Annotated in this window: 10 protein-coding genes; 8 read left to right on the top strand and 2 right to left on the bottom strand. The window is 33.9% G+C overall.

Features of this window, described 5'->3' with window-relative positions; genetic code table 11:
- The first annotated feature begins 375 nt into the window (after positions 1-375).
- From AC2TEO_RS10025 to AC2TEO_RS10055, 7 genes are all read left to right on the top strand, one after another.
- A complete protein-coding gene (locus tag AC2TEO_RS10025; protein ID WP_442264686.1) occupies positions 376-7,701 on the top strand; it encodes a DUF8696 domain-containing protein in 7,326 nt (2,441 codons plus the stop codon).
- Positions 7,688-7,816, top strand: coding sequence for a hypothetical protein (locus AC2TEO_RS10030; protein ID WP_442264687.1), 129 nt, complete (start codon positions 7,688-7,690; stop codon positions 7,814-7,816). The genes AC2TEO_RS10025 and AC2TEO_RS10030 overlap by 14 nt, the downstream gene beginning before the upstream one ends.
- On the top strand, positions 7,779-16,139 hold the full coding sequence (locus AC2TEO_RS10035; protein WP_442264688.1) for a PKD-like domain-containing protein: 8,361 nt from the start codon (positions 7,779-7,781) through the stop codon (positions 16,137-16,139). The genes AC2TEO_RS10030 and AC2TEO_RS10035 overlap by 38 nt, the downstream gene beginning before the upstream one ends.
- Positions 16,140-16,162: 23 nt before the next feature.
- Positions 16,163-17,104, top strand: a complete 942-nt coding sequence (locus AC2TEO_RS10040) for a PorP/SprF family type IX secretion system membrane protein (RefSeq protein ID WP_442264689.1) — start codon at positions 16,163-16,165, stop codon at positions 17,102-17,104.
- Positions 17,105-17,435: 331 nt separating this feature from the next.
- Positions 17,436-18,341 (top strand): DUF8428 domain-containing protein, encoded by a 906-nt coding sequence (locus AC2TEO_RS10045; protein WP_442264690.1) that lies wholly within the window; start codon positions 17,436-17,438, stop codon positions 18,339-18,341.
- Positions 18,342-18,441: 100 nt separating this feature from the next.
- Positions 18,442-19,986 (top strand): glycine--tRNA ligase, encoded by a 1,545-nt coding sequence (locus AC2TEO_RS10050; RefSeq protein WP_442264691.1) that lies wholly within the window; start codon positions 18,442-18,444, stop codon positions 19,984-19,986.
- 88 nt (positions 19,987-20,074) lie between these two features.
- Positions 20,075-20,290 carry a hypothetical protein gene (locus AC2TEO_RS10055; RefSeq protein ID WP_442264692.1) on the top strand — a complete coding sequence of 72 codons (216 nt, stop codon included), beginning with the start codon at positions 20,075-20,077 and terminating at the stop codon, positions 20,288-20,290.
- 38 nt (positions 20,291-20,328) lie between these two features.
- Here the strand turns inward: AC2TEO_RS10055 and AC2TEO_RS10060 are convergent, their stop codons facing one another.
- Both AC2TEO_RS10060 and AC2TEO_RS10065 read right to left on the bottom strand, forming a co-directional pair.
- A complete protein-coding gene (locus AC2TEO_RS10060) occupies positions 20,329-21,990 on the bottom strand; it encodes an SGNH/GDSL hydrolase family protein (RefSeq protein WP_442264693.1) in 1,662 nt (553 codons plus the stop codon).
- Between the two features lie 12 nt (positions 21,991-22,002).
- A complete protein-coding gene (locus AC2TEO_RS10065; RefSeq protein ID WP_442264694.1) occupies positions 22,003-24,855 on the bottom strand; it encodes a TonB-dependent receptor in 2,853 nt (950 codons plus the stop codon).
- Between the two features lie 184 nt (positions 24,856-25,039).
- Between AC2TEO_RS10065 and AC2TEO_RS10070 the strand changes: the two genes are divergently transcribed.
- Positions 25,040-25,972 carry a bifunctional riboflavin kinase/FAD synthetase gene (locus tag AC2TEO_RS10070; RefSeq protein ID WP_442264695.1) on the top strand — a complete coding sequence of 311 codons (933 nt, stop codon included), beginning with the start codon at positions 25,040-25,042 and terminating at the stop codon, positions 25,970-25,972.
- Positions 25,973-25,980: the final 8 nt, after the last annotated feature.

The following is a 25,980-nucleotide window of genomic DNA, read 5'->3' on the forward strand; positions in this document are numbered from 1 at the left end:
CATTATTATTTTTTTCGATATAAAAAAGTTCTTTTTACATGTTTTAAAGAAATCAAAACACACTAAACTACTTCATTTTCAAATATTTTAAATAAATTTTCTTATTTTTAAGGTACCCCGATTAAAAAATCTATTAAAAAATGAATTACAAAGTCAATTTCTTGTCAAGGCATACTTCAAATCGCTAAAAAACATAAATACACTAAAACCAATTTTTAATATTACTCATATTAAAAAGTGACTTAAAAAAGTTTTTGCTTCACATTAATTAACAATTTATTTAAAAGCAACAAACTTAACTAACCTCACTTTTTAACACTAATATAAATCAACTCATTAAATTTATTAGTATTAGTAGCATAAAAGAAACACCTTATGATAACAACATTATCTTTAAATAAAACTTTATTTATAAGAAATATAATGTTTCTTATTTTTATATTTCTTTTTCTCTTTAAAACTCACTCTCAACTTGATAGCCATCATTACTTACCTCCTTTAAAACAAACATCGGGAACAAATAATTCTGCAAATCACCAAAGTACCGCTGCAATATCACAACAATCTATTTACTTATCAACACCAGAAACTACCGCTTTTTCAGTAAATGTTTATAGAGGAACATCTGGAACTCCCTGGCTAACGATACCTAGTTTATCTAAAGGAACACCCTTTATAATAGATAATGTAGATGACTCTGCAGGAGGGTTTACAGATCAAATCTTAGCCAACAGCAACAATAACATAACTCTAGTTACCAACGGAAACACAGGAATAGTTTTAACGAATTCTGGATTACGCTTTGAAGCCCCAGGAGGGCAAAAATTTTATGTTAACTACAGAGGACGATCAAGTGCACAAGCAGGTTCTTTAACCTGTAAAGGAACTAAAGCTCTCGGAAAAGAATTTAGATGGGGAGGAATTGCCAATAGACATTCAAATGTTAATAGCACAACTAGTTTAGGTATAATGGCTACTCAACCCAATACAACAGTAACTATTTCAGGTTTTAATCCTGATTGCGCATTTAGAAACGGAATTGATCCTATCGGAATTACAGATGATGTTATAACCATAACCAACATGCAACCAGGAGAAACTTATGTTTTAGAAGCAGTTAGAAACCAAACCGGAATAAGTACAGCAATAAACACAGCAAATATTGATGGTTGGTTAGGAGCCAAAATTGAAGCTACCGAGCCTATTGCTATTGCTAGTGGTGGTTTAAATTTCGGAATTAAATCTACTGCCCAATCTAGAGATGTAGGTATAGATCAACCCGTTCCTATAGATGTTATTGGTAGAGAATATGTTTTCATGAGAGGAGCTGGAGACGCAAATGACGGAACTGAATTCCCAGTAATTGTAGCAACACAAAACGACACAGATGTCTTTGCTGGAGGGACCTTAATAGGGACAATTGACGATGGTGAATATTTAGAAATTCCAGGTACGAATTATTCTGGAACAACAGCAGGCTCAAATATGTATGTAAGAACTTCTAAAGACGCTTATGCCTATCAATGTTTGGCTGGTCAAACTGATAGAATTCAAACAGTAGGAATGAATTTTATTGCACCAGTAAATTGTTTACTACCCAATACACTAGAAGAAATTCCACAGATTCAAGATATAGCCAATGTGAATTCAAACGTTTCGGCACTAACTATTGTAGCTTCAACTTTAATTAACGACACGGATGTAGAAATTTATCAAAATAATATTCAGATAACAACACCAGCCTCAAGTTTGGTTAATGATGGTACTGGCTCACCACAGTGGAAAACATTTTATGTTCCTGGATTAACTGGTGAAATATCTGTTATTACCCCAGGACCAATAGCTGTTGGTACATTTATGGCGCTTGGTGCAAATGCAGGTTTAGCAGGATATTATTCAGGCTTCGATACTGTACCAACAGTAGAAGTAGAAATAACAGGAGGCGGGTGTCATCCAGGATCAATTCTTCAAGAAATTTCAGGGAGTTTTGCTAACTATGCTTGGTACAAAGGAACTGATGAAATTTCTGGAACTTTGCTTGCTAGCGGACCAACATTACAAACTTATGACCCAATAGCAGATGGTATTGGAAACTACTTTCTTAGAGTAACTGATTTTGGAGGATGTGAATATAACTCTGCAATAGTTAATTTTTTTAGTTGTGATCCTGAACTACTAGTAACAAAAGTTGATAATGCCGACCCTATTGATGCCGGAAGCAATGTCACATTCACTATAACTGCTGAAAGTTTTTCTGTAAACCCAATTACTAATGTTGTCATAGAAGATGTTTTACCTCCAGAATTAGAATTTATAAGCGCAAATCCTGATCCTGGAACAACATTTTCTAGCACAGGCACTTTAACTTGGACTATAGGCGGCATGAATCCAGGCGATAAATTTGAACTTGAAATTGTAGCTAGAGCCAAAAATGAAGCTTCTGGAACAGTAACCAATACTGTCAGTTACAATTACACTGAGATAGCAGGAGATGTAAATAATTTAGCAGATGATTTAACAGAAGATGTTACTATTAACGCATGTAATACTGCAAGTATTCCTTCTAGCACCCCAGTACTTTGCGTAAATACACCGCTAACTAACATCACTCATAACACAACTATTGCAACTGGTATTGGTACTCCCACAGGTTTACCAAATGGTGTTTCAGCAAGCTGGAGCGGAAACGTGATTACAATTAGTGGAACACCAACCAATACTGGAATTTTCAATTATAATATACCTTTAACTGGCGGATGTAATACAGTTAGTGCCACTGGTACTATTACAGTTAACACAATCCCTATTGCTAATCCAATAATGGGACCAACTGAAGTTTGCATTAATAGTACAATAGATTTAACAGAAGGGACAACAGGTACTATTATCTGGAATTCTTCGAATACAGGAGTTGCTACAATTGACTCAAACGGTATTGTTACCGGAATCTCTACAGGTACAACAGACATAACCTATACTGTTACTGATGTAAACGGATGTACCTCACCACCTTCTCCAACTTATTCAATATCAATAAACCCATTACCAACATCCACATCATTATCCTCTAATTCTCCAATTTGTGAAGGAGCAAATGCTGAATTTACTATTACAGGTAGTCCAAATACAGAATTAACGTATAACATTAATGGAAACCCTAATCAAACAATATTATTGAACGGAAGTGGAACTGTTACAATTACGGAAACATCAGCAACAAGTAATGTTATAATTAATTTAATATCATTAGAAATTCCAAGTACTGGATGTTCTATTAATTTAACAAACACAGATACTGTTACTGTAAATCCAAACCCAACGTTAGCTACTCATAATGATATTATTGTTTGTGATGATATGTCTGGTACACAATCATTAAATGCCAATGATGCCATTACTTTAAACCCTAATACATCCGTAGTTTGGTATGATGCTATTACAGGAGGAAATATCGTAGCCTCTCCAATTGTTAATACTACAAGCCTTAGTACGGATCCTCCAACATCCTTCTTTGCTCAAATCACAAATACATCCTCATCATGTGTTAACCCTATTAGGCAAGAAGTAAAATTACAAATCGTATCACCTCCTTTTCCTGATTTAACAGAGTCTACTTGTTCAAATCAAGCTCTAAACATAGGATTATCTTTTCAAGCTACTTATACTGTAAGTTCGGATGATCCTATTAATGTGCCTCCTGCAGCAAATAGAACTACTCCAACAATAGCCAATATTACAGATACTTATGTTAATACAACTGGATTACCTGTAAACATTACTTATACTGTTTCAATAGTTGATGGATCTGCTTGTGACGGACAAACATTTGATATAGTAGTAACCGTTAACCCTGAACCTCATAATATTTCTGCGCCAACTGATACTCTTTGCTCTGGTATAACTTTAAATCATGATTTATCTAGTGACGTAAATATTTCTGGTAGTACTTTTTCTTGGTCTGCTGCTGAAAACCCAAATGTAACAGGAGAAACAGTTGCTGGAGGATCTGGAAATATCATCGATGATACTTTAACCAATACATCTTTAACCACACAAATAGTAACATATACAATTATACCTACAAGCCCTTCAAGTTGCCAAGGATCTGCTTTTACCTATACTGTAACTTTAAAACCTCAAATATCAATCACAGCACAACCTTTGGCTTCTCAAACTATGTGTGTGGATGCTACTCCTTCCGATCTTAGCGTAACTGCAACTGGAGGGGTAGATGGACTCACCTATCAATGGCAAAGCTCTTCAACTAGTGGAACTGGATTTACCAACATATCTGGCGCTACTAATTCAACATATACACCTAGTACAACATCTAGCGGAACAACATATTATCAGGTAATTGTTAGTGATGCTAGTGGAGTCTGCTCAAGTTTAACTTCCTTAGAAACTGTAGTAATAGTTAATCAAGATCCTACAATTACCGCTCAACCATTGACTTCGCAAACCATATGTATGGATGCTACTCCTTCCGATCTTAGCGTAACTGCAACTGGAGGGGTAGATGGACTTAGCTATCAATGGCAAAGCTCTTCAACTAGTGGAACTGGATTTACTAATATATCTGGCGCTACTAATTCAACATATACGCCTAGTACAACATCTAGCGGAACAACATATTATCAGGTAATTGTTAGTGATACTGGAACTGGTTGTAATTCTGTAACTTCATTAGAAGCTGTAGTAATTGTTAATCAAGATCCTACAATTACCGCTCAACCATTGACTTCGCAAACCATATGTGTGGATGCTACTCCTTCCGATCTTAGTGTAACTGCAACTGGAGGGGTAGATGGACTTAGCTATCAATGGCAAAGTTCTTCAACTAGTGGAACTGGATTTACCAACATATCTGGCGCTACTAATTCAACATATACACCTAGTACAACATCTAGCGGAACAACATATTATCAGGTAATTGTTAGTGATACTGGAACTGGTTGTAATTCTGTAACTTCATTAGAAGCTGTAGTGTTTGTTAATCAAGATCCTACAATTACCACTCAACCATTGACTTCGCAAACCATATGTGTGGATGCTACTCCTTCCGATCTTAGCGTAACTGCAACTGGAGGGGTAGATGGACTCACCTATCAATGGCAAAGCTCTTCAACTAGTGGAACTGGATTTACCAACATATCTGGCGCTACTAATTCAACATATACACCTAGTACAACATCTAGCGGAACAACATATTATCAGGTAATTGTTAGTGATACTGGAACTGGTTGTAATTCTGTAACTTCATTAGAAGCTGTAGTAATTGTTAATCAAGATCCTACAATTACCGCTCAACCATTGACTTCGCAAACCATATGTGTGGATGCTACTCCTTCCGATCTTAGCGTAACTGCAACTGGAGGGGTAGATGGACTCACCTATCAATGGCAAAGTTCTTCAACTAGTGGAACTGGATTTACCAACATATCTGGCGCTACTAATTCAACATATACGCCTAGTACAACATCTAGCGGAACAACATATTATCAGGTAATTGTTAGTGATACTGGAGCTGGTTGTAATTCTGTAACTTCATTAGAAACTGTAGTAATTGTTAATCAAGATCCTACAATTACCGCTCAACCATTGACTTCGCAAACCATATGTATGGATGCTACTCCTTCCGATCTTAGCGTAACTGCAACTGGAGGGGTAGATGGACTTAGCTATCAATGGCAAAGCTCTTCAACTAGTGGAACTGGATTTACTAATATATCTGGCGCTACTAATTCAACATATACGCCTAGTACAACATCTAGCGGAACAACATATTATCAGGTAATTGTTAGTGATACTGGAGCTGGTTGTAATTCTGTAACTTCATTAGAAGCTGTAGTAATTGTTAATCAAGATCCTACAATTACCGCTCAACCATTGACTTCGCAAACCATATGTGTGGATGCTACTCCTTCCGATCTTAGCGTAACTGCAACTGGAGGGGTAGATGGACTTAGCTATCAATGGCAAAGCTCTTCAACTAGTGGAACTGGATTTACTAATATATCTGGCGCTACTAATTCAACATATACGCCTAGTACAACATCTAGCGGAACAACATATTATCAGGTAATTGTTAGTGATACTGGAGCTGGTTGTAATTCTGTAACTTCATTAGAAGCTGTAGTAATTGTTAATCAAGATCCTACAATTACCGCTCAACCATTGACTTCGCAAACCATATGTGTGGATGCTACTCCTTCCGATCTTAGCGTAACTGCAACTGGAGGGGTAGATGGACTTAGCTATCAATGGCAAAGCTCTTCAACTAGTGGAACTGGATTTAATAATATATCTGGCGCTACTAATTCAACATATACGCCTAGTACAACATCTAGCGGAACAACATATTATCAGGTAATTGTTAGTGATACTGGAGCTGGTTGTAATTCTGTAACTTCATTAGAAGCTGTAGTAATTGTTAATCAAGATCCTACAATTACCGCTCAACCATTGACTTCGCAAACCATATGTGTGGATGCTACTCCTTCCGATCTTAGCGTAACTGCAACTGGAGGGGTAGATGGACTTAGCTATCAATGGCAAAGTTCTTCAACTAGTGGAACTGGATTTACTAATATTTCTGGCGCTACTAATTCAACATATACACCTAGTACAACATCTAGCGGAACAACATATTATCAGGTAATTGTTAGTGATACTGGAGCTGGTTGTAATTCTGTAACTTCATTAGAAGCTGTAGTAATTGTTAATCAAGATCCTACAATTACCGCTCAACCATTGACTTCGCAAACCATATGTGTGGATGCTACTCCTTCCGATCTTAGTGTAACTGCAACTGGAGGGGTAGATGGACTTAGCTATCAATGGCAAAGCTCTTCAACTAGTGGAACTGGATTTACTAATATTTCTGGCGCTACTAATTCAACATATACACCTAGTACAACATCTAGCGGAACAACATATTATCAGGTAATTGTTAGTGATACTGGAGCTGGTTGTAATTCTGTAACTTCATTAGAAGCTGTAGTAACTGTTAATCAAGATCCTACAATTACCGCTCAACCATTGACTTCGCAAACCATATGTGTGGATGCTACTCCTTCCGATCTTAGCGTAACTGCAACTGGAGGGGTAGATGGACTTAGCTATCAATGGCAAAGCTCTTCAACTAGTGGAACTGGATTTACTAATATTTCTGGCGCTACTAATTCAACATATACACCTAGTACAACATCTAGCGGAACAACATATTATCAGGTAATTGTTAGTGATACTGGAGCTGGTTGTAATTCTGTAACTTCATTAGAAACTGTAGTAATTGTTAATCAAGATCCTACAATTACCGCTCAACCATTGACTTCGCAAACCATATGTGTGGATGCTACTCCTTCCGATCTTAGCGTAACTGCAACTGGAGGGGTAGATGGACTTAGCTATCAATGGCAAAGTTCTTCAACTAGTGGAACTGGATTTACTAATATTTCTGGCGCTACTAATTCAACATATACACCTAGTACAACATCTAGCGGAACAACATATTATCAGGTAATTGTTAGTGATACTGGAGCTGGTTGTAATTCTGTAACTTCATTAGAAGCTGTAGTAATTGTTAATCAAGATCCTACAATTACCGCTCAACCATTGACTTCGCAAACCATATGTGTGGATGCTACTCCTTCCGATCTTAGCGTAACTGCAACTGGAGGGGTAGATGGACTTAGCTAGCAATGGCAAAGCTACTAATTCAACATATACACCTAGTACAACATCTAGTGGAACAACATATTATCAGGTAATTGTTAGTGATACTGGAACTGGTTGTAATAATCATTCTGGTTAATCAAGCTACTCAACCAACTTCAAACATATACTACTCCTTCCCTAGTACAACATCTAGCGGAACAACATATTATCAGGTAATTGTTAGTGATACTGGAACTGGTTGTAATTCTGTAACTTCATTAGAAGCTGTAGTAATTGTTAATCAAGATCCTACAATTACCGCTCAACCATTGACTTCGCAAACCATATGTGTGGATGCTACTCCTTCCGATCTTAGTGTAACTGCAACTGGAGGAGTAGATGGACTTAGCTATCAATGGCAAAGCTCTTCAACTAGTGGAACTGGATTTACTAATATTTCTGGCGCTACTAATTCAACATATACGCCTAGTACAACATCTAGCGGAACAACATATTATCAGGTAATTGTTAGTGATACTGGAACTGGTTGTAATTCTGTAACTTCCTTAGAAGCTGTAGTAATTGTTAATCAAGATCCTACAATTACCGCTCAACCATTGACTTCGCAAACCATATGTGTGGATGCTACTCCTTCCGATCTTAGCGTAACTGCAACTGGAGGGGTAGATGGACTTAGCTATCAATGGCAAAGTTCTTCAACTAGTGGAACTGGATTTACTAATATTTCTGGCGCTACTAATTCAACATATACACCCAGTACAACATCTAGCGGAACAACATATTATCAGGTAATTGTTAGTGATACTGGAGCTGGTTGTAACTCTGTAACTTCATTAGAAGCTGTAGTAATTGTTAATCAAGATCCTACAATTACCGCTCAACCATTGACTTCGCAAACCATATGTGTGGATGCTACTCCTTCCGATCTTAGTGTAACTGCAACTGGAGGGGTAGATGGACTTAGCTATCAATGGCAAAGCTCTTCAACTAGTGGAACTGGATTTAATAATATATCTGGCGCTACTAATTCAACATATACGCCTAGTACAACATCTAGCGGAACAACATATTATCAGGTAATTGTTAGTGATACTGGAGCTGGTTGTAATTCTGTAACTTCCTTAGAAGCTGTAGTAACTGTTAATCAAGATCCTACAATTACCGCGCAACCATTGACTTCGCAAACCATATGTGTGGATGCTACTCCTTCCGATCTTAGCGTAACTGCAACTGGAGGGGTAGATGGACTTAGCTATCAATGGCAAAGCTCTTCAACTAGTGGAACTGGATTTACCAACATATCTGGTGCTACTAATTCAACATATACGCCTAGTACAACATCTAGCGGAACAACATATTATCAGGTAATTGTTAGTGATACTGGAGCTGGTTGTAATTCTGTAACTTCATTAGAAACTGTAGTAATTGTTAATCAAGATCCTACAATTACCGCTCAACCATTGACTTCGCAAACCATATGTGTGGATGCTACTCCTTCCGATCTTAGTGTAACTGCAACTGGAGGGGTAGATGGACTCACCTATCAATGGCAAAGTTCTTCAACTAGTGGAACTGGATTTACTAATATTTCTGGCGCTACTAATTCAACATATACACCCAGTACAACATCTAGCGGAACAACATATTATCAGGTAATTGTTAGTGATACTGGAGCTGGTTGTAACTCTGTAACTTCCTTAGAAGCTGTAGTAATTGTTAATCAAGATCCTACAATTACCGCTCAACCATTGACTTCGCAAACCATATGTGTGGATGCTACTCCTTCCGATCTTAGCGTAACTGCAACTGGAGGGGTAGATGGACTCACCTATCAATGGCAAAGTTCTTCAACTAGTGGAACTGGATTTACCAACATATCTGGCGCTACTAATTCAACATATACACCTAGTACAACATCTAGCGGAACAACATATTATCAGGTAATTGTTAGTGATACTGGAGCTGGTTGTAATTCTGTAACTTCATTAGAAGCTGTAGTGTTTGTTAATCAAGATCCACAACTAATTTCTTTAACTACAAACTCCCAAATTTGTGAAGGTGAAAATGCCGAATTTACTATTATAGGTAGTCCAAATACAGAATTAACATATAACATTAATGGAAACCCTAATCAAACAATATTATTGAACGGAAGTGGAACTGTTACAATTACGGAAACATCAGCAACAAGTAATGTTACAATTAATTTAATATCATTAGAAATTCCAAGTACTGGATGTTCTATTAATTTAACAAACACAGATACTGTTACTGTAAATCCAAACCCAACACTAGCTACTCATAATAATATTATTGTTTGTGATGATATGTCTGGTACACAATCATTAAATGCCAATGATGCCATTACTTTAAACCCTAATACATCCGTAGTTTGGTATGATGCTATTACAGGAGGAAATATCGTAGCCTCTCCAATTGTTAATACTACAAGCCTTAGTACGGATCCTCCAACATCCTTCTTTGCTCAAATCACAAATACATCCTCATCATGTGTTAACCCTCTTAGGCAAGAAGTAAAATTACAAATCGTATCACCTCCTTTTCCTGATTTAACAGAGTCTACTTGTTCAAATCAAGCTCTAAACATAGGATTATCTTTTCAAGCTACTTATACTGTAAGTTCGGATGATCCTATTAATGTGCCTCCTGCAGCAAATAGAACTACTCCAACAATAGCCAATATTACAGATACTTATGTTAATACAACTGAAAACCCTGTTACAATAACCTACACCGTTACTATAGATGACCAAACTACTTGTAATGGAGAAACTTTTGATGTAATTGTGAATGTCAACCCTGAACCTCTTAACAACACAAATCCTAATGATATTATTTGTAGTGGTGACCCTTTAAATCATGACTTAACAAATGATGTAAATACACCTGGAACTACTTTTAATTGGATCGCTGATGATAATCCTAATATATCTGGAGAAACAATTTCTGGAGGAAATAACTCAACTATTAATGATATATTAACAAATACTAGTGGAACTACACAAAATGTTGTATATACAATTACTCCTACTAGCCCAAATGGATGTGTAGGAGACCCTTTTGTATATACCGTAACGATTAATCCTGAACCATTCAATGCAAATACTTCAATGGAAACTATTTGTAGTAACACTGCATTAAACCATAATTTAAATGAAGATATTAATTTATCAGGAAGCACTTTTAACTGGATTGCTGTTGACAATCCATATATATCAGGAGAATCATTAATTAATTCATCATCATCAACTATTAAAGATATTCTGATTAATACTAGTGGGACTACTCAAATTGTTGAATACTTAATTACCCCAGTAAGTTCTAGTGGTTGCAATGGAAATCCATATACATTTTCAGTAACTGTAAACCCAGAACCTTTTAACATTATAGAACCAATTATAACTATTTGTAGTAGTGGAACGTTAAATCATAATTTAAATGCAAATATTAATTTACCAGGAAGTACCTTCAACTGGTCAGCAATTAACAACCCACATGTTACTGGAGAAACAATAACAAGTTCTTCTTCTGAAAACATAACAGATACATTAATCAATACTAGTGGGACTACTCAAACGGTAGTGTATAATATTCAAAGTATCAGTCCTACTGGTTGTACTAGTAATAATTTTACATATACTGTAACTGTTAATCCAGAGCCTTTAAATACTAATCCCCCAACGAATATTATTTGTAGTAATACTACACTAAACCATGATTTATCAAATGATGTTAATATTACTAATACTTCATTTGTTTGGTCAGCAATAAACAATCCTAATGTTATTGGAGAAACAACAACAAGTAATTCAGCTTTAACTATTACAGATACATTAATTAATACTAGTGATGATATTCAAACTGTAACATATATTATTACTCCAACAAGTAGTAATGATTGTTTAGGAGGATCTTATACATACACAGTAACTATTAATCCTGAGCCGTATAACTCTCTTCCATTAACAGAAACAGTCTGTAGTAATACCAATTTAAATCTTGATTTATCTACTAATATAAATCTATCAGGAACTACTTTTAGTTGGGTAGCTAACGACAATGGTTTTGTCACTGGAGAAACTACGACAGAATCTAATTCTTCAATAATTACAGATACCCTCATCAATATTAGTGGAAGTCCTCAAACTGTTACATATACAATTACACCTATAAGCAACAATGGTTGTGCTGGAACCCCTTTTACTTATGCAGTTACTATAAACCCTGCCCCACTATATTCAACTCTTACAACTGAAACAATTTGTAGTAATACCAATTTAAATCATGATTTATCTACTAATATAAATTTATCTGGCACTACTTTTAATTGGTCGGCAACGGATAACCCAAACATAACTGGAGAAACATTAATAAACTCATCATCTGATATTATTGGAGATACATTAATAAACACAAGTAACACTACTCAAACCATAATATATACAGTAACGCCCATTAGCAATGATGGCTGTATTGGTAGTTCATTCACACATACTGTATATGTAGATCCTCTTCCTGAATTTGTTTCTTTAACAACTAACACTCCTGTTTGTGAAAATAACGATGCAGAGTTCTACATTTCTGGATCTCCTAATAGTGTTTTAACTTACAATATAAATGGTAACGCTAATCAAACAATAACATTAAATCCTTCTGGAAATGCTCTTATTATTAGCCCAGATGTTAATTCTAACACTACCATCAACTTAATTTCTTTACAATTTAACAATGCTAATTGTTCAGTTAATCTGAACAATACAGCTACTGTAAATGTAAACCCCATACCTACATTAACCTCTATAAATAATCTAATCCAATGTGAGGAAACACCTGTTCAAACTCTTAACGCTAACGATGGTATCACTTTTGAACCTAACATTTCTGTAACTTGGTATGACACCCCTACTGAAGGAAACATCGTAACTAATCCTACAACCAATACTATAAACTCCCCTATTACTTTCTATGCTGAAATTACTGACACTAACACATCTTGTGTTAACCCTAACAGACAAGAAGTTACTTTACATATTGTATCATCTCCTCCTTCTCCTAACTTTAATGAAGTTATATGTTCTGGTCAAAATTTAAATGTAGCTATTAATTCATTTACCGCTACATATACAGTAGTATCTTCAGATCCTATTAATGTACCTCCTGCTCCTAATAGAACTACAGCTATAGCCGAAAATATTACTGATAGCTATATCAATACAACTGAAAACCCTGTTACAATAACCTACACCGTTACTATTGATGACCAAACTGCTTGTAATGGAGAAACTTTTGATGTAATTGTAAATGTCAACCCAGAACCTCTTAACAACACAAATCCTAATGACATTATTTGTAGTGGTGACCCTTTAAATCATGACTTAACAAATGATGTAAATACACCTGGAACTACTTTTAATTGGATCGCTGATGATAATCCTAATATATCTGGAGAAACAATTTCTGGAGGAAATAACTCAACTATTAATGATATATTAACAAATACTAGTGGAACTACACAAAATGTTGTATATACAATTACTCCTACTAGCCCAAATGGATGTGTAGGAGACCCTTTTGTGTATACCGTAACGATTAATCCTGAACCAATTGTTTTACCTATTAGTGGAGTTTCTCAATTATGTATTGGTGAAATAATTACACTTACTGAAGGCACTTCTGGATCTAATGTGACTTGGATATCTTCAGACACAAATATCGCAACAATAGATGCTAATGGAAATCTTACAGCAATTAACTACGGTTCTGTAAATATTACATATGTCGTTACTAATGATTTCGGCTGTAACTCTATTAGCTCTCCTATTTTTACAATAATTGTAGGGCCTTCAACTGATACCGACGGAGATGGGTTAACCGATTGTGAAGAAACTACAGGAATTGACGACCCATCTACTTCTGGAGTCCCTTCAGGAACAAGCGACCCTAATAATGCTTGTTCTTTTACGGGAACACCAATTCCAGAAATTAACAATACAACTTGGCAAAATTCTGATTGTGATGGTGATGGAGTAACTAATGGACAAGAAATTACTGATGGAACAAACCCTTCTAATCCTTGTTCATATACTATTACTTCTATTTCATTATCTCAATCAGACCCATGGTTATCTGTTGATTGTGATGGTGACGGGGTAATTAACGGTCAAGAAGTAATTGATGGGACGAATCCTTCAAATCCTTGTTCTTATACATCAAGCTCTATTACTTTATCTCAAACCGGCTTATGGTTGTCTTCTGACTGTGATGGTGACGGTGTAACTAACGAGCAAGAAATTAGTGATGGTACTATCCCTTCTAATCCTTGCTCTTTTGTACCAAACTCTATTACCTTACCACAAATTGGCTCATGGTTGTCTTCTGACTGTGATGGTGATGGAGTAACTAACGAACAAGAAATTAGTGATGGAACAAATCCTTCTAATCCTTGTTCATATACTATTACTTCTATTTCATTATCTCAATCTGAAATTTGGTTAACCTCCGATTGCGATGGTGATGGAGTAACTAATGGACAAGAAGTTAATGATGGTACTAACCCTTCTGATCCTTGCTCTTTTATTTCTACCTCTATTTCGTTATCTCAATCTGGCTCATGGTTATCAGCAGATTGTGATGGAGATGGTGTTTTAAATGAACAAGAAATTATTGATGGAACAAATCCTTTTAATGGCTGTTCTTACAACAGCACAAATCAAACTCTAGCAAATACATCCAACTCTTGGAATACCTTAGACTGTGATGGAGATAATGTTTTGAATTTACAAGAAGTTTTAGATGGAACGAATCCTTTAGACCCTTGTTCAGTTTCAAATCCTATAATACCATCAACAACAAATTCAAATTATAATATTTGGGCAAATGAAGATTGTGATGGTGATGGAGTAACAAATGATCAAGAAGCTTTAGACGGAACCAACCCTTTTGATGCTTGTTCATATAATAGCATAAATCAAGTTGCCTCTAATGTATCAATAACCTGGAATAACTTAGATTGTGATGGTGATGGTGAAACTAATGAAGAGGAAGTAAATAACGGAACGAATCCTTCTGATCCTTGTTCTGTTTCTAATCCTACAATCCCATCAATAACAGATCCTAATTATAGTATTTGGGCAAATGAAGATTGTGATGGTGACGGAGTAACTAACGGACAAGAAGTTATTGATGAAACTAACCCTTCTGATCCTTGTTCATATAACAGTACAAATCAGATAGCATCAAATATATCTACAACTTGGAAAAATTTAGATTGTGATGGTGATGGTGAAACCAATGAAGAAGAAGTTAACAACGGAACGAATCCTTCTGATCCTTGTTCAGTTTCAAATTCTACAATACCATCTACAACAAATTCAAATTATAATATTTGGGCAAATGAAGATTGTGATGGTGACGGAGTAACTAACGGACAAGAAGTTATTGATGGAACTAACCCTTCTGATACTTGTTCATATAACAGTACAAGTCAGATAACATCAAATGTATCTACAACTTGGAATAATCTAGATTGTGATGGTGATGGCGAAACCAATGAAGAAGAAGTTAACAACGGAACTAATCCTTTAGATCCCTGTTCAACATCTAATCCTGAAATACCATCTACAACTAATACGAATTATAGTATATGGGCAAATGAAGATTGTGATGGTGATGGGGTTACTAATGGACAAGAAGTTATTGATGGAACGAATCCTTTCGATACTTGTTCATATAACAGTACAAGTCAAATAACACCAAATGTATCTACAATTTGGAATAATTTAGATTGTGACGGAGATGGAGTTATAAACGGAGATGAATTATTAGATGGAACAAACCCATTAGATGGATGTTCATATGAACCTTCTAGTCAAGAAATTTCTAACACCTCTAACTCATGGAATGAATTAGATTGTGATGATGATGGTTTATCAAATGAAGAAGAACTAAATCAAAATACAGATCCACTTAACCCAGATAGTGATGGTGATGGTCTTACTGATGGTGAAGAAGTTTCAGGAATAGATGATCCTAATACCCCCCTTGATCCTACATCTTTTGTGGAAGGGCCTACCTCAGACCCTAATGATCCTTGTGATCCTGTTGAAGGTACCAATTGTAATAATGACGAATGTTTAAACCCTTATAATTTAATGTCTCCTGATGACGGAAACACAAATAATAGTGTGTTCTTTATAAAGTGTATAGACAATCCAAAGTACGCTAACAATACAGTTGAGATTTTTAACAGATGGGGAAATACTGTTTTTAAAATTAAAGGATATAGTAATACAGATTCTTCTAAACGATTTGAAGGTATCTCTAATGGAAGAGCTACAATTACTGTTGATCAAAAATTACCAGTAGGAACTTATTATTATGTTATAGATCCAGGAAATGGTGATAAACCTAAAACAGGATGGTTATACATTAATAGATAATACCCAAAATAACAATGTTGAATATGATTAAAAGAATAATTTATAAAGTAATAGTAATTATAATATCACTTACTTTTATTGAAAGAGGATTAGCACAACAAGACCCACAATACACACAATATATGTATAATACAATGAGTGTTAATCCTGCTTATGCCGGATCAAACGATCATACGGTTATAATGGCCTTAGGAAGAACACAGTGGGTAGGACTAGATGGAGCACCAGATTCTCAAACTTTAAGTTATGATACCGCCATCGGTTATTCGGGTGTTGGTTTAGGTATCAGTTTAACAAATGATAGAATTGGTCCTGCAAATGAAATTTATTTAGATGCTAACATTTCTTATACTATACGAACAGGAAATGAAGGTAATTTAGCTTTTGGATTAAAATTAGGTGGAAGACATTTAGCAATTGATTGGAGTAAAGGAACTGCTAGACAGCAAGAACGAATATTCGAAGGAACCATAAGTAAATTTTTACCTACTATTGGAGCTGGTATTTATTTCTACAAATCGAATTGGTATATTGGAGCTGCAATACCAAATTTTATTAGAACAGATCATTATGATGACACTATAACTACCACAAGTTTTGGAAGTGGAGATTTAGCAGAAGAAAGGTTGCATTTTTTTGGTATTGCTGGTTATGTGTTTGATTTAAGTGAAACATTAAAATTTAAACCAGCTACATTAGTTAAAGTCGTAAATGGTGCACCAATATCTTTAGATTTGTCAGGTAATTTCTTATTTAATGAAAAATTTACTGCTGGTTTAGCTTGGAGATGGGGAGATTCAATAAGTGCATTATTAGGTTTACAAGCAACTGAAAATCTGAATATTGGATTTGCCTATGATCTTACAACATCAAACTACAGTAATTACAATTCAGGAACATATGAACTTATGCTACGATGGGATATTTTTAGAGGGCAAGTTGTAAAATCACCTAGATTCTTTTAATAAAAAACAAATACTAACACATATTTTTTTGTTAACAACAACAATATCTGTATACCACTTATACTTTAAAAAACATATAACACCTTAAAATTAACGCTACAAAAAGCGAGAAAACCATTACTTTAACTAATACAACTAGGTTAAAAGATATATATATTTTAAAAGTTATAACTTTGTCTCTCATTTTACTGTTATTTGTATAATAATAAAGTTTAACTTTAAAACACATTTATAAACCAGTTAATGTTTAAATTTAGTCCTAGAATAAAATAACTTTTTTTTCGTTGTTATATTTAATTAAATCTCATAGTAAAAGCCCCAATATAAAGTAATGAGTCCTAAAAACCGAGCAAAACCTAATGGTTTTAAGTATCTTATAGCTACACTAGTCATTTTAATTGTAGTATATTCTTTCAAGCTAAATAGTGATTATAAAAAACTTGAAGATGCTTTTTCTGAGCAGAAAATTGAACTTCAAGCTGAATTAGATGAAATTATTGATGATTATAAAAACATCAATGTAAAAAATAAAGATCTTTCTCAAAGACTTGTTAAAGAGATAAACAAAATAATTATTTTAAGAGATTCTATTAAAAATCTTAAAAAATCAAATTACAATCTTATTGTAAAATACTCTAGAAGAATTGTAAAACTAGAAAGAGAAAACAGGCGTTTATTTATTCAAGTTGATTCTTTAAACAAACAGAACTACGAATTACTACAAGAAAATATTGTTGTAAAAAACGAACTTGAAGAAAAAAATGCTTCTCAAAAAACATTAACTAGAAAAAATAATTCATTAATAAAAGAACGTAAAGCCCTTAAAGCTAAAGTTGATGAAGCTGGAATAATAAAAGTAAATAACATTAGTGCTTTTGCTATGAAAGAAAGAAGTAGTGGTAAACTAACTACTACATCAAGATCAAGAAGAACAGATGCTTTTAAAGTAAAATTTGATTTAGAACCAAACCCAATCACTACACCAGGTAAAAAAGAAATTTTAATTCAAATTTTAGATGAAAACAAAAACGTAATCGCTGCTAAAGGAGATAAAAAAATTAAAAGCGGTGAAACTATAGTTTTTAGTGATAACATTTTTGCGGAATACGACAATAATCAACTAGGCGTAGTATCTTTAATTTTAGTAAACAGAGGAGATATTACTAAAGGCACGCATACTATTAATACATATGTTGATGGCGTTTTTACAGGAAAAACACAAGTTAAGTTAAGATAAACTAAATTCCTTATAATTATATGAAAGTGAGGAACAATAAATTCTTCACTTTTTTATTTATAAAGTATTAATAATTCAAACCATATTTTATTTTTGCAGTATGGCAAAACAAGAAGATCAATTTAAAAAGGTTATTTCTCACGCTAAAGAATACGGATATATTTTTCAATCATCTGAAATTTATGACGGTTTAAGCGCAGTGTATGATTATGCTCAAAATGGAGTAGAATTAAAGAAGAATATTAGAGAATATTGGTGGAAAGCAATGGTTCAAATGAACGAAAATATAGTAGGTATAGATGCCTCTATATTAATGCATCCGACTACATGGAAAGCATCTGGCCACGTTGACGCCTTTAACGACCCTTTAATTGATAATAAAGACTCTAAAAAAAGATATAGAGCTGACGTTTTAGTAGAAGATTATTGCGCTAAAATTGAAGCTAAAATTGATAAAGAAGTTAAAAAAGCAGCAAAAAGATTTGGTGATAGCTTCGATAAAGAACAATTTTTAGCAACAAATGGACGTGTTTTAGGTTATCAGGAAAAAATCAATTCAATTCTTTCTCGCTTAGCAAAATCTTTAGAAAATGAAGATTTAGCAGATGTTAAAGCTTTAATCGAAGAATTAGAAATTGCAGATCCTTTAACTGGTTCAAAAAACTGGACAGATGTTAAACAATTCAACTTAATGTTCGGAACACAATTAGGTGCTTCTGCAGACAGTTCTATGCAAGTTTACTTACGTCCAGAAACCGCTCAAGGTATATTTGTAAACTTCTTAAATGTTCAAAAAACTGGTAGAATGAAAATTCCTTTTGGAATTGCACAAACTGGTAAAGCTTTTAGAAATGAAATTGTTGCTCGTCAATTCATTTTTAGAATGCGTGAGTTTGAACAAATGGAAATGCAATTTTTCATCAAACCAGGTACTCAGCAAGAATGGTATAAACACTGGAAAGAAACTCGTTTAAAATGGCATTTATCATTAGGTATGGGAGAAGATAATTATCGCTTCCATGATCATGAAAAACTAGCTCATTATGCTGATGCTGCTGCTGATATTGAATTTAAATTCCCTTTTGGATTTAAAGAGTTAGAAGGAATTCATTCACGAACAGACTTTGACTTAAATCAACATGAAGAGTTTTCTGGAAAAAAATTACAATACTTCGATCATGAAGAAAATAAAAGTTATGTACCATATGTATTAGAAACATCTATTGGTTTAGATCGAATGTTCTTAGCTGTTTTTTCAAATTCTTTACAAGAAGAAGAATTAGAAAACGGTACATCTAGAGTTGTATTAAAATTACCTGCCGTTTTAGCGCCTGTAAAAGCTACAATAATGCCATTAACAAATAAAGATGGTTTACCAGAAATAGCCCAGAAAATTTACAAAGAATTAAGATGGGAGTTTAACACTATAATCGATGATCAAGGAGTAAGTATTGGAAAGCGTTACAGACGTCAAGATGCCGCAGGAACGCCATTTTGTATTACTGTAGATCATGACACTTTAGAAGATAATACAGTTACTATTCGTCATAGAGATTCAATGGAACAAAAAAGAGTTAAAATAGACGATTTAAGAAGTATTATTAAGCAAGAAGTTGATATGCGAACTTGGTTAATGAAAATGTAATAAAACTGTTTAAAAACATTATAAAAAGCCTACTAAAATAGTTTTAGTAGGTTTTTTATTTTTGTAAAGTAAAAAAATAAGATAATAAATGAAAAAAATCATCAGTATACTTTTTATCATCTTTTTAATATGGATGGTTATCGGAGCTTATCTTTTAAATATAAATCACGAAAAAGCACAAATAGTAATGGGCCTAGGTGTAATGTATATGTCTTTTGTATTAATGCCTATTTTTATTTACTATCGATATAAAGATGGCAAGTATAAAAAGTACATCATAGATAATAAAACAAAAAAAGGTTGAGAAAATTCTCAACCTTTTTACATTATGATTTATAGTTACTACCTTAATAAAGGTGAATAATTACTAGGATAATCATTTGCTTTAGCTAAACCATTTGTAGCTGTAGTAAATGTACTTCCAAATTCTTCATCAATAGCTTCTAAAATTCTATTTGCCATTAAAGCATATCCTTTAGCTGTTAAATGTACACCATCTAAACTAACTAAACCTCCTGTTACTAAATTTCCATTAAAAATAAAATCATCAAATTGAACACCTGAATCTGAAGCAGCTTCTTCTAATAAACCTTTTAAGTTTACCAAAGCTAAATTAGCATTTGCGCTAACAGCATTTTCTATTGTAGTATTGTAAGTATCTGTTGCTAATTTTATTTCTTCTTGCTCTTGAGGTGTTAATACCCATTTATCTGCTAATGGTAATGTTATACCTTGTGCAGAAAATTGCCCCGCTAAAGTAGCTGGTAAAAGACCACCACTTTGTGCTATTAAAGCAGCAGCAGCATCTTCATTAACTTTCCCTATAACAGTACTACTTGGTAAAACAAACAAATCGTTTGCTGTAGCAGATCTAGCTTTACCATATTGTTGACCTAATAATTGTGCTACTAATGGTGCAGCAGCAGCTGGCAAACCTAAAGATTCTACAAAAGGAACAAAAGTAGGGCTAGCACCTAACGTATTAGTAATAGCAGTTGATAAGTTTGTTGCATTTTCATCATAAATTACAAGTGCATTTGAAGCATCTGAAGCAAAAACAATAGATCTCTCAGCTTCTCCTGCTCCAGCATATATTTGATTAATTGCACCAAAAACATTATTTAATAAAGGAATTTGCGCAGCTAACTGGGCTCCTTCATCTGTGTCAGCTGTAGGATCTAATGGGTTATAAGGCACAGTTGTAAAATGAGCTAAAGAAGTAATGTAAGGCACATTACCCACTACACCTTTTGCTCCATTTGCAGTTAATGCATTAATTACCTGACCAAATACAGCATCGAAAGTAGTTGTAGGGGTAATTGGATTATAATTATCTGCGGTCATATCACTCTCTCCACCAGATAAAGCATAACCTAAAACATCATTACCTCCAAACTCAGACAATGTAAAGAATGTAGGGTTTTTTGCCACTACATCTGCTAAAACTGTTGTAGTAGCACTAGATGCAACTCTAACGAAATATGGGTTTGCTGTTCTTGGCGTAGCAACTAAACCAGCAGCACTACCGTAACCAGGCGCTACAAAGTGAAAACTTTTTGCTCCTGGCATTCCATAGTTGTTTATATCTCCTGCTACCGCATTAGTAACTTCCGTAGTTGGTGTAGCTCCTAAAACAGCTAAAGACGAAGGTCCTTTTCCATCAAAAAATAGTCTAGGCCCCTGAATTTGAGTTCCTCCAAATAATAAACCTCCAATGTTATCACTCATTAATGGTTGAGAAAAACTACCTCCACCAGCTAAAGCAAATTTTTGAGATAAAATATTTGGAAAAGAATTTTCTTGAGCGGCTATAAACAAAGCATTATCGGTAAATCCAGCAGTAAATGAGGCTCCAATAGAAACATAATTAGAAAAATCTAATCCGTTAGCATTTACAGGAACTACTTCTACTTCAGGTGCAACAATAGGCTCAAGGTCATTATTTACGTCACATGCGGTTAATCCTAATAAAACAAAAGGTAACCAACTATATTTAAATTTCATTCTGTTCATTTTTTAGTTATTAATTGTCCATGATATAAAGTACTGAGATCCAATAGCCCCTACACCAGGTGCACTTAAATATTCTTTACCTGTTAAGTTAGCCCCACCAACTTTAATTACAGATTTAATAGAAGGAATTCTATAATTCACTTGAGCATCTAATACTGTACGTGAATCAATTACTGCATCATGGAAAGTAGATTCCCATAAATATTCATCTTGCCATCTAGCATTAATATTAAACCCGAAGTTTTCGAATAAATTATTATGTCCGAATTGGAATTTAATTTTATGCTCTGGAGTATTAAAACCAGCTTCAAAATCAGGATCCGTAGATTGATCAAAATCAAATTTTGATAATGTATAGTTTAATCCAACATTAAATCCATTAAATATTTTAGTGTTTAAACCAATTGTAGCTCCATAAGAACTAATATCAGATTCTGTATTTGTATAGGTATTAAATATTGCTAAATCTCCATTTGCTAAAGAAGCAACTGCTAATGGAATTGGAGCACCTCCTGGTCCAATCGGAGCTGTGTCAGATAAATTTACATTTCCGTATAATGGAGCTACAACATTCTCGTTAGCAATAAAATTCTCATATTCATTATAATAAACACTTAAATCTACACTTAATTTATTATCTCCTGTTGGTATAGCCGAACGATAACCTACTTCGTAAGCTGTTACTTTTTCTGGTTTAACTAAACCAACATTAGCAACTACTAAGTCAGCTACATTACCTGTTTGAGCGAATACTCCTGCTGATGTAGCAGAAAATGCATTCTCATAAGCAGCTCTACCAGTTAAAGCAATACTTGGAACACCTGTTAAAGCAGATCCGTTACCACTTAAAGCAATTGAGCGAGTAGTATAACGATCTAAATTATCTGCTGCGGAACCTACTAAAAATGCTCTACCAACATCTAAACCTATATACTGATCTTGAGTAGTTGGGTTTCTAAAACCTGTTTGAAAAGATGCTCTGAAGTTATGATTTTTTGTTTCTCCAGCTGCATAAGCGACAGAAATTCTTGGAGAGAAATTACCATCAAAATTTTGAGCTTTATCATATCTGATAGATCCAGTTAATTTTAATCTATCATCCATTAGTTTTTTCTGAATTTGTGTGTAAATACCATATTCATCATAAGTAATTGGACCATCAAAATCAGTATAAATAGTTCCTCTAGAGTTTAAAGAATACTCTCTGTAAGATCCTCCTACTTGTACCTCAGCAAAATCAATATACTCTTTTAAGTTAAGGTTTGCATCTACGTGACGGATTTGAGATCTATCTTGAAATTTAGAACCAGTAGCTAAATCAGGATCAGATATAGTTTCGTTAAATGCCTGTTGAAAAGCAGTCGTTCCTGGAACTAAAGCTCCTGTTTGAGCGGCATTTCTAGCTGCAATATGAGCTGCATCATTAGTAGCACCACCTAAAGCAGCTGTTAAATATCCTCCAACATATTCACCAAACCAAGTTTGATCATCTTTCCACTTTCTATTTAAATTAATTGCAGTAAATCTAGTATCATAAGAATCACCTGCATCTTCTGAAGTTAAATAACCTCTTACAAAGAAATATTTCCCTCTGAACTCTAATTTATGCTGCTCCATAAAGAAATTTTTGATATAGTAACGGTTAGCACCTTGATAAATCGTATTACCTCTACCATATTTAGAATTCCAAATAATTTCTAAACGATCATTACCTAAAGGTCGGAAATGTAAAGATCCTCCAAACTTCATGCTTCTTGCATCATAATCCATTAAATCTTCTTCATTATATCCAGTTCTACTTACATTAACACTAGGAATTAAAGCAGAAGCCCCTGAAGGGATTAAACCTCTAGATTCTAAAATTTGAGCTACACCTCTAATATTTGTTGAAACTTCATCACCATAAACATTCAATCCATCAAAGTTTACATCTGAATTTCTATCTCCTGCAATGTAATCACCATTAGATGTATTTCTATAATCTGTAGCAAACCATTCAGTACCTTTTAAGTACGAAAGAGTTGCTTTAGCAGCAAAATAATCACTAAAAGTATGTGCCATTCTCATACTTGCATCATAAAAAGCGTTATTTCCAGATGCTTGTTGATGAGTAAACCCTGTTTTAGCTACTACACTAATTCCAGTATCATTAAAAGGACTTTTACTAGTCATAAACATAATTCCATTAAATGCATTTGCTCCATATAATGCAGAAGATGCTCCTGGAAGTAATTCGACACTTTTTACATCTAACTCAGATAATCCTAATAAATTCCCTAAAGCAAAGTTTAATGCAGGAGATGAGTTATCCATACCATCTACTAATTGCATAAAACGTGTATTAGCAAAAGTTGCGAATCCTCTAGTATTAACCGACTTAAAAGTTAAACTGTTTGTATTAATGTCTACCCCTTTAAGGTTTTCTAAACCATCGTAGAAAGAAGGAGAAGATGTATTTTTAATTGCTCTAGAATCAAATCGCTCAACAGTCACAGGTGATTCCATAATTCTTTCAGGTGTTCTAGACGCTGAAACAACTACTTCATCTAAAGCTGTTGCATTTTCTTTTAAAGCAACTGTAATAACTTGGTTGTTTTGAGTAATTTCTACTTTTTGTGATTGGTATCCTAAAGAAGAAATCTCAATAGTAAATGGTGGTTTGTCATCTACTACTAACGTAAATTTCCCATCAAAATCGGTCGTAGTACCAACCGCTTTTCTTGAAATTTTAATATCCGCTCCTGGCAGAGGGCCACCAAGAGATGCATCATTTACCGTACCTGTAATGGTGGTTTGTGCAATCATTAATGAGCTGCTCAGCAATAAAAAGGCAGCTACTAATAATTTTTTCATCATAATGTAAATAATTTGTTAACTATATCGCAAAATACAATTTTTTTTCATTCCTAAAATATTTTGACACTTTTTATTAGTATTTAAACAATAACCAAGCTTTTTTTTTAACATTATCACATTTTACCTACTCTTATCTTTTCTTGAATTTTTTACTTGTAAATTTGCACAAACTATATAATAGCATTTGGAAACAGTTTACTCTATTTCAGATTTTACTCCTACTCAAGAAACTTATGTTACCATAGGTACTTTTGACGGAGTTCACATAGGACATCAAAAAATTATTAAAAAACTAGTTGATGAAGCTAAAAATGATGGTAAAAAATCTGTATTACTAACATTCTTCCCGCATCCAAGAATGGTGCTCCAAAAAGAAACTTCAGTTAAATTAATAAACACAATTAGAGAACGAACACAATTACTTGAAAAAACAGGATTAGATTATTTAATTATACATCCTTTTAGTAAAGAGTTCTCTAGGTTAACTGCTCTTGATTTCGTTCGAAATATTTTAGTAAATCAATTAAAAACATCGAAACTGATTATCGGGTACGATCATCATTTTGGAAAAAACAGAGAAGGAAATATCGAGCAATTAACTGAATTTTCACACAGTTACAATTTTATAGTAGAAGAAATTCCTGCTCAAGATATAGATAGTGTTGCTGTAAGTTCTACTAAAATTAGAAATGCTTTAAAAGAAGGAAATTTAAAAACAGCCAACAATTATTTAGGCAATAACTTTACTTTAGCAGGAAAAGTTGTTACTGGCAACAACTTAGGTAATAAATTAGGTTTTCCTACTGCAAATATCACTATTAAAGAAGAATATAAATTAATTCCAAAAGCTGGTGTTTATCTTGTAAAATCCGAAATTGAAAATAAAAATCTTTATGGAATGATGAATATTGGAAACAGGCCTACTGTAGATGGTAAAAACCAAACCATAGAAGTTAACTTTTTTAATTTTTCTGGAAACTTATATAATAAAACAATCGTTACAGAATTAATTTACTTTATTCGAGAAGAACAAAAATTTGATTCAATAGAAGCTTTAACCAAACAATTACAACTCGACAAAAACTTCTGTTTAAACTACATTAATAATAATCTATAAGTATAGAT

This window comes from Tenacibaculum aquaeponti, assembly GCF_057221555.1.